Consider the following 4355-nt stretch of genomic DNA (forward strand, 5'->3'; position numbering starts at 1 on the left):
TTGCCGCCGTTGTTTCCGCCGTTGTTTCCGCCGCCACTCGAATCTGTCGTCGTGGGAGGCGCGACCGTCGTGGTCGGAACACTTATGCTCCCTCCGGGAAGCGCCGACGGGCTAGTGCTGGTATTGCCGGGTACCGCCGGACCGGTGGGCGCACCCTGGTCGCGCGGACCTGGAACGCCAGGCACGCCGAGGCAGTCGTCGGAAATGGTGTGCACCTGTTCAGCGCTGGCGACTGCTGTCCCCAGTCCGATGGTCGATGCAGCAGCGAACGCTACTGCCAACAGTCCAGCAGAGCGGATGTATCCGGTACGAGTACGGAACATTATCTAATCCTTCGGTAGGTCGAACACCAACAGTTACATTGCAGCTACCTTATCTACATTGTAGCTACCTTGTCTACATTTGTAGCTAACTTATCGGAGGTTGAAGAGCTTCCGTTACGCGCCGGCAAACCACTTATCGACTGGACGTGACATCTCCAGGCCTCCACACGAAACTGGACGTTCGACTCACAGGGCAAGATCGGTCATTGAAGCATTTGGAAGCCGTTCGAACCGCCAGTTCGGCGCCGGTGAGGGTGCCAATTTTTCCGAAGTCCGTCCTGACAGATATTCGGAATCGGGGCACGCGGGACGTGTTCCTGGTCTGCGACGGATTGAGAGGGTTGTTGGAAGTCGTCGAGCAGGTATGGCCGGCTACCACGGCCCGGACTGTGTGACCCCAGTTGATCCGCAACGTGCGCTGTGAGGCGCCTGATTCACCGATCGGGGGTGGGAGACCCTTGACCCCGAGCCGCCGTAGCGGTTCGGTGAAGCTGCGCGCACGATTGCCCTAGGCACCGAATCGGGATCGCTCGCTTCATACCTGTCGCCCTAACCGTGGGGTTGACTCCTAGACGGCCTGCTGCCCGATCAGTGTCGAACAGCGGGAGTGGCTCAAGAGAGGCCTGCAAAGCCGAAAATTGGTGTGCCCTCCTCGCTACCGAAACGAAGTCGAGTCGAGGAGTGAGTAATGGCGCAAGGTTGCGGCGGCGAGCGTGGTCGGAAGGACACTGCTCGCACTCGCGGGGTGATGGCAGACCCCAGGTATCAACCGGTGGAAAGCGCCAAGAATCCGCGCCAAGCACCCATCGACATGTACTTTTTCCACATCCACGGGCGGCGAATGGTACGAGTCTCCTGCCGCAGCGATCTGTCCGATCTCGGACGGTTCGACACCGACCTCTGCAGCAAGTTCGGGCATGGTGGTTCACGGACTAGGCTCTAGGCAGTGAGGACCGCGCCTTCTTGAGCGCGAGATTGTTTTCCTGTACGCAGTGACATCGCAGGGCGCAGAATATGCGCACCCCGGTCGATCCATGTCGTTCCCGAGAACACCACCGCCGCCGAGCTCGTGGAATTTTCGTGGAAGGACCTCTCTACCGACGAAAAGATGACGGGCACATACCGATTGGTGCTGCTCAGTGACGACCCCGACGTGTGGGAGCAGCTCGGCTCAGCCAACTACGCCCGATTCGTCGAGGCCGGTGCCTTCGCCGCCGTCTATTCCGATGGGCACTGGATCCCACTGCCGCACGGAGAATGTTGGTCAGGACAGAAGGCGGCGAACTCGCCGTTCTCGCCGACGATGCCTTCCAACGCGCTTACCACCTACTGGCGTGATGGAGCAGTCGTTTATGTGGGGGGTCCTGTCTATTGTTCAAGGGGAAGAGGAGGCGACTCTCGCTGTTGTATGCCAAACCCACATGCGTGCAATGCAATAGCACCTGCCGTGCCTCCGGCAATGCTACGGATATGTCAACGACGGTCGAAAACTAGTCCACTCCCGACGGACGAAAACCAGACCACGACGATGTACTCATTGTGCCGCGTTATCCGCCCTCACGGACGGCAACGTATCGATCCCGGTGTCCTTGAGGCGATAACTCGATCCTTTCAACGTCAAAACCTCGGCATGATGGACGATCCGGTCGATCATCGCGGCCGCAACCACCTGATCACCGAACACGTCACCCCACCGACCGAACGGCAAATTCGACGTCAAAATCAGCGAAGCATGCTCGTAGCGACTCGACACCAACTGGAAAAACAAGTTCGCGGCATCCTGCTCGAACGGGATGTAGCCGAACTCTTGTCTCAAGAGTCCAGTCATGGTGGGGTGAAAGAGGAGCCGAACCTAGGGGTGGCTGGTGGACGATGTTGGGGCATTCGTCGAACGGCTGGTCATGCTGGGCCGGTCCAGCTACACAGTGCGCACCTATCGGCTCGGCGTCGAGCATTTCATCCGCTGGTTGGCACCGCGATCACTCGATGACGTCACACGCCAGGTCGTCGGTGAGTACATTTCCGAGTTCGGTGCGGGTGCGGATCTTGCAACCGAGCATGGCAGGGCACCTCGGACGGTCAATAATCGTCTTGCGGCGATGGCCGCGTTCTTCGCGTTCCTGATCGAGCGAGACAGCCATCGCGCTGGGGCGTGGTCGGGCCGGGACAACCCCGTGCCTACCGGTCCGCCCGGTCCCGCTCACGGCATGTCGGGACGTGATTTGCCGCGGCGAGGTCGACTCGAGTTGCGGCGACGAGAACCTCGGGTGCTGGCTCGGGATCTGGATCCGTCGGTAGCCGAACATCTTGCAGCAGAACAAGTCTGTGTTCGTGATCGTGCGATCGTCACGCTGCTACTTCGAACCGGTCAGCGGGTTGGTGATTGGAGCGCCGAGCATGGCCGGCACGGTGTCCTCGGGCTTCGACTCTCCGATGTCGATCGGCGGCGCCGCGCAGTGACAGTGTTGCTGAAAGGTGCCCGCGACGAGCATCGTGTTCCGGTTACCGGCGATTGGTGGCCACTGCTGGACGAATACCTCGCAACTGAACGAGACCAAGCCGATACGTCGGCTTTGTGGGTCGGGCGACGTCAGGCAAAGGGTCGTCCGTTGCGCTACCCAGCTTTCGAGGCGTCGTTTCGGGCCACTGCGGCTCGGCTCGGTGTTCATGCGACACCGCACATGTTTCGGCATACGGTGGCGCAGTTGCTGGTCGACACGGCGGGACTGCATGTGGCACAACAAATTCTCGGACATCGGAATGTGTCCACCACTCTCGAGGTTTCGTACAGCCCCTGACCATTCAGGAGCCCTACAGTGACATCCCTCGAAACCACCACTGCACCCAGCGACCGTCCACGCGACGACATCGCCGAAAACCCGAGCCGATACCGAGTCCTGACCGGTGAACGCCCTACCGGCCCACTGCATCTCGGACACTACTTCGGCACCCTCGCAGAAAGGGTTCGCCTGCACCAGCGCGGCGTCGACACGTTCATCGTCCTCGCGGACTACCAGGTCATCACCGACCGCGACGCCATCGGCGAAGTCCGCGACAACGTGTACAGCGCGGTACTGGACTACCTGGCCGCAGGCATCGACCCGCAACGAGCGACGATCTTCACCCACTCCGCGATACCCGCGCTGAACCAACTCGTGTTGCCGTTCCTGAGCCTGGTCACCGAGGCCGAGTTGCACCGCAATCCGACAGTCAAGGCCGAAAACGCTGCGTCCGGGCGTGCCCTCAGCGGTCTCCTGCTCACTTACCCGGTCCATCAGGCTGCGGACATACTGTTCTGCAAGGGCAACCTCGTCCCGGTGGGGAAAGACAACCTCCCACACGTCGAAATGACTCGTGTGATCGCGCGACGCTTCAACGATCGTTACGGTCAGGTCTTCCCCGAACCTCAAGCGCTGCTTACCTCGAGCCCCGAAGTATCTGGACTCGACGGCAGAAAGATGTCCAAGAGTTACGGAAACGCCATCACACTGTCGATGACCGCCGACGAGACGGCAGCGGTGATCCGCAAGGCACCGACCGACTCACAACGCCGCATCACCTTCGACCCGATCAACCGCCCCGGGGTATCCGCACTGCTGACCACAGCAGCATTGTGCTCAGGTCGCGACGAGAATGACGTCGCCGACCAGATTGGCGACGCCGGCGCAGGTGCGCTCAAAAAGCTCACCACCACGCTAGTGAACGACTTCCTCGCCCCTCACCGGCAACGCAGAAACGCCCTCGCCCAAGACCCCCACCATATCGCCGACGTCCTGCGCATCGGAAACCAGCGCGCGAACGAAATCGCCCAACTGACCCTCGACGAAGTCCGAACCGCAATGGGCACCATTTACTGATCGACTCCTACGCATAGCGCACTCCAGTAGTTTGGATATTCATCGTGTTGCGACGATCCCTGGAATCCGCCTCCGGTGAGGGGCCTTTCCGGGCTCTGTGGGACTGTTTCTTAATCGGTGTTTCGGCCCCAGACGCTGAGTGAATGCTCAGCGAGGGAGGTGCCGTGATGACGAC

The 4355-nt window shown here is 60.7% G+C and carries 2 protein-coding genes and 3 pseudogenes; 3 read left to right on the forward strand and 2 right to left on the reverse strand.

Annotation, left to right across the window (positions count from 1 at the left end):
- Positions 1-323, reverse strand: a pseudogene (locus R4P65_RS30870) (hypothetical protein); the annotation flags it as partial.
- 263 nt (positions 324-586) lie between these two features.
- Between R4P65_RS30870 and R4P65_RS33285 the strand changes: the two are divergent.
- Positions 587-712, forward strand: a pseudogene (locus tag R4P65_RS33285) (transposase); the annotation flags it as partial.
- Between the two features lie 1145 nt (positions 713-1857).
- Here the strand turns inward: R4P65_RS33285 and R4P65_RS30875 are convergent.
- A pseudogene (locus R4P65_RS30875) lies at positions 1858-2142 on the reverse strand (ATP-binding protein); the annotation flags it as partial.
- 46 nt (positions 2143-2188) lie between these two features.
- Here R4P65_RS30875 and R4P65_RS30880 point away from each other — a divergent pair.
- Positions 2189-3121, forward strand: a complete 933-nt coding sequence (locus tag R4P65_RS30880; RefSeq protein WP_317829350.1) for a tyrosine-type recombinase/integrase — start codon at positions 2189-2191, stop codon at positions 3119-3121.
- 18 nt (positions 3122-3139) lie between these two features.
- Positions 3140-4180 (forward strand): tryptophan--tRNA ligase, encoded by a 1041-nt coding sequence (gene trpS / locus R4P65_RS30885; RefSeq protein WP_317829351.1) that lies wholly within the window; start codon positions 3140-3142, stop codon positions 4178-4180.
- Positions 4181-4355: the final 175 nt, after the last annotated feature.

The organism is Rhodococcus sp. IEGM 1318 (genome assembly GCF_033142465.1).
Classification (GTDB): Bacteria; Actinomycetota; Actinomycetes; order Mycobacteriales; family Mycobacteriaceae; genus Rhodococcus_F; species Rhodococcus_F qingshengii_B.